Origin of the sequence: Moorena sp. SIO4E2, assembly GCF_010671945.1 — a bacterium.
GTDB classification, from domain to species: Bacteria; Cyanobacteriota; Cyanobacteriia; order Cyanobacteriales; family Coleofasciculaceae; genus Moorena; species Moorena producens.
The window spans coordinates 1-2,592 of record NZ_JAAHIE010000828.1 but is presented as its reverse complement, the minus strand read 5'-3'; the positions used below and the strand labels follow the sequence as shown (position 1 = coordinate 2,592).

The following is a 2,592-nucleotide window of genomic DNA, read 5'->3' as shown; positions in this document are numbered from 1 at the left end:
CCCATTTATGAAGGAGCGTTGGTGACAGTAATGGGAACCTCTTTGCAAAACTCTGATATTTTAGCTTACTTCAAAAGTTCATCTTGGAATGTGATTGGCTTGGAGATGGAAGGAGCACACTTACAAAAGGCAATTCAAGCTGCTTCTATGATCCGAAAAAGTATTGATGATAAGGTAAAGCTGCGTTATGCTTACTATGCTTCTGATAACCCCTTGTTGACTGGCAGCACCTTAGCTTCGGGGGGATTGGGAACAACAGGTGTGAAGCCAACCTATTTAATCACTATGAAATTTCTTCAGAAAATCCTGGCATAGTTGATGTAGGGTGGGCAGTGAACCAGACCGATTCACCAAGCCATAGCCCATGGCTAGCCACTGCCCACCAAACGATTAATCACAATTGATGTAGGGTGGGCAGTGAACCAGACCAATTCACCAAGCCATAGCATTACTAGGGCGTGTTTTCAAACTCGGAGATCCCCCTAAATCCCCCTTAAAAAAGGGGGACTTTGAGAATGGCTCCCCCCTTCCGCGCGGGGGGTTGGGGGGGATCTAAATCTTGCGGAAAACTTTGAAAACACGGCCTAGGCACTGCCCACCTTAGGATGAAAACACAGAACAGGGAACTAATCAAATCAAGGAGATTTTAACTAGTCAGTTATTTCCCCCACCGTGTACTAATCGTTATACAAAGATCAGATCCCCTAGGGCATAGCCACCAGACACTATAGCAATAACCTCCAGGGAAGGAGTATTCATCGAGATAAAGTTAGGCCCAAAGGTATAGTCGCCGATTGCTCCATGGAGTTGAATTGTATCTATACCAGATTGGAAATCCGTAATTACAGCGTAATCATTGAAACCAAACCATCCTGCCCCGACATAGTAAGCATTGCTGCTATCTCCAAGCACAAATGTATCAGCACCAGCTCCTCCGGTTAAGATATCAATTTCATTAACACCTGGATTGCTACTGGTGGGATCGACACCTACGATGGTATCCTTACCTAAGCCACCAGACAGAGAGTCATTACCTAAGCCACCTCGAAGAGAGTCGTTACCTGAGTCCCCAGACAGGGAGTCATTACCTGAGCCACCCAGAAGAATGTCATTATCTAAGCCCCCAGACAGGGAGTCGTTACCTAAGCCCCCAAACAGAGAGTCGTTACCTGAGCCCCCAAACAGAGTGTCTTCACCTGAGTTCCCAAACAGACAATCATTACCTGAGCCCCCGAGAAGAATGTCGTTACCTAAGCCGCCAGATAGAAAGTCGTTACCTGAGCCGCCGAGAAGAAAATCGTTACCTGGCCCACCATACAGACAATCGTTACCTGAGCCCCCGAAAAGAATATCGTTACCTGAGCCCCCGAAAAGAATGTCGTTACCTGAGTTCCCGAAAAGAATGTCGTTACCTGAGTTCCCAAACAGAACGTCATTGCCACCGAATCCCCAAATAGTGTCATCTCCGCCAAGTCCCAGGATTAAATCGTTTGCGATAGTACCCGGTATAAGATTACTTGGGGGAGTATCAATAATCCTGTTAACAATTTTTGGGATTTTAGTTTTCGGCGATAATGCTCGTAAGCTTAACTCATCGGGAACTAACCGTTGTAACTGGGTCAAACTTAACGAAGTCAGTGTACCAGCAGACGTAGGTAACTCGGGGATACTAACTACTTTATTCTGGATAGATTTTGGGAGTGACTTGATTGAATCTAGTTCTGATTTCGGAATTAGGTCGGATAATTTCTGAGTTTTAGTTACCATTGACTCTTTTGTTGAATGTATCTAACGTAGCGATCGCAGCACCTAGAAAATACCTAATGGTCATGAGCAGTTGATTACTCGGACTTTGACAAAATCTTAGACTCCAATGACCGATCACGGAGATGGGGACAGGGCCCTGAAGGAGCCCAAAAATCTCAAAGTCCCATGAAGACCATTAAGGGTTCTTAGCTGCCATCACTCTTTTAATCACTCCAAAAATCCAATTTTTCTACAGTTTTATATAAAGTTTTGTAACGATTTTTCAGATTCTGGGTATTTACAGAATTTCTTGGGGCTGAGATGGCTACAGATCCATTGATCTGGGGATCTGGCCAAGGGACATGGGGCAGATTTTGATTAAAACAAACAAAAATTACCCCAAGTTATTGACAAAAGTCATAACTTGAGGTCAAGAGTGAATCAATTGATGTAGGGTGGGCAGTGAACCAGACCAATTCACCAAGCCAAAGCCCATTGCTAGGCACTGCCCACCAAACGATTAATCACAATTGATGTAGTTGATGTAGGGTGGGCAGTGCACCAGACCGATTCACCAAGCTAGCGATCGCATTGCTAAGGAGTTGCGCAGAAATAAGTTTCTGATAAGGGTCTAAAAATGAGACAATAGAATCGAAGTGATTGTTTCTGGGAAAAATGTCAATAATTGAGGATATTAGAACCAAATTTGAGGCTTTAACGCCATACATGGATGAAAAACTCAGACGATTGTGGTCAGGAGTTGAAGCAGTATCTTTAGGGAAAGAAGGAATAAAAACAGTGGCTTTTGCGACTGGATTATCAAGTAAAACCATTAAAAGGGGAATT

General features: G+C 44.0%; 3 protein-coding genes. 1 reads left to right on the top strand and 2 read right to left on the bottom strand.

Annotated features, from left to right (window positions below; all coding sequences use genetic code 11):
* A partial coding sequence (locus F6K37_RS37780; RefSeq protein ID WP_502887812.1) for a DUF6909 family protein occupies nucleotides 1–315 on the top strand: 315 nt, incomplete at its 5' end.
* Nucleotides 316–684: 369 nt separating this feature from the next.
* Here F6K37_RS37780 and F6K37_RS37775 read toward each other — a convergent pair.
* Nucleotides 685–1,767, bottom strand: a complete 1,083-nt coding sequence (locus F6K37_RS37775; protein WP_287256163.1) for a calcium-binding protein — start codon at nucleotides 1,765–1,767, stop codon at nucleotides 685–687.
* 503 nt (nucleotides 1,768–2,270) lie between these two features.
* Nucleotides 2,271–2,592: hypothetical protein (locus tag F6K37_RS37770; RefSeq protein ID WP_287256161.1), on the bottom strand; the 322-nt coding region annotated here is incomplete at its 5' end.

Bases quoted from the DNA above. Each gene is read 5' to 3' on its own strand.
- F6K37_RS37775 (WP_287256163.1), bottom strand. From the start codon at position 1,767: ATGGTAACTAAAACTCAGAAATTATCCGACCTAATTCCGAAATCAGAA.